This window comes from Campylobacter sp. BCW_6465 (assembly GCF_001762815.1).
Taxonomy (GTDB): Bacteria; Campylobacterota; Campylobacteria; order Campylobacterales; family Campylobacteraceae; genus Campylobacter_D; species Campylobacter_D jejuni.
Genome location: NZ_MJXN01000099.1, coordinates 575 through 1,376, shown reverse-complemented (window position 1 = coordinate 1,376; position 802 = coordinate 575). Strand labels below are relative to the sequence as shown.

The following is an 802-nucleotide window of genomic DNA, read 5'->3' as shown; positions in this document are numbered from 1 at the left end:
GTAAAAGAACTATTGATTTTGTAAATAGATTTAAACTTTTAAAACATCAGCCCAACACTACAAATTGTCTTATGAAAAAACAGAGAAAATTAAGAGGAGTTAATAAATGCTAGAATTCTTTGTTAATCTTTTAATATTTATTCTTATATTTTTCTTTTTTGTTTTTATATTTTCTATTATTTTATATTTTATCTTTAAAATTTTTTGTAAATTAAAAAATAAAACAAAAACTATAAATTTTAAAACAATATTTAAAAAATTTACTTTGTTTCTTTTACCTGCATATCTTTTATTATTCTTAGTAGGAGGATGTTCTTATAAATATATGGATCCGCAGTATTATGAGTTTAAGAGCTTGTGTAAAGATATAGATAATAAAGTAATAATTTACAATAAAGCTTATTGGGAATTGTATAGCGATTTTACAAAAAAAAAGCCTTCTATAGAAAAACGAGTTAAGGATGATGGTTATGAATATTTTTATTATGAAAAACTTAATGAAACATTTACTTATTATGATATAAAAGATACGATAAAATCCGAGAAACGAAATGGCAATATTATAACCATAGTATATGATAAAAAATATAAAAAAATGCCCAAGCCTTTTGCTACATATATAAGATATAAATATGAAAATGATGGTGTATTCTTAAGAGGCGATGAGGGCTCTGGATTATATTTTACATATGAAGAAGTATTCACTTGTAGCTATTTTGATAATTTTAAGTAAGGATATAAATGAGCAAAAACATTAAAACACAAGAAGCTAAATTAGACTTAATCACTAAATTTCTAGACT

At 22.4% G+C, this 802-nt stretch carries 1 protein-coding gene; it reads left to right on the top strand.

The annotated features are described in order from the left end of the window. Positions 1-106: 106 nt before the first annotated feature. Entirely contained in the window at positions 107-733 is a 627-nt protein-coding gene (locus tag AJ886_RS07090; protein ID WP_070287459.1) for a hypothetical protein, read from the top strand. Positions 734-802: the final 69 nt, after the last annotated feature.

Bases quoted from the DNA above. Each gene is read 5' to 3' on its own strand.
- AJ886_RS07090 (WP_070287459.1), top strand. From the start codon at position 107: ATGCTAGAATTCTTTGTTAATCTTTTAATATTTATTCTTATATTTTTC.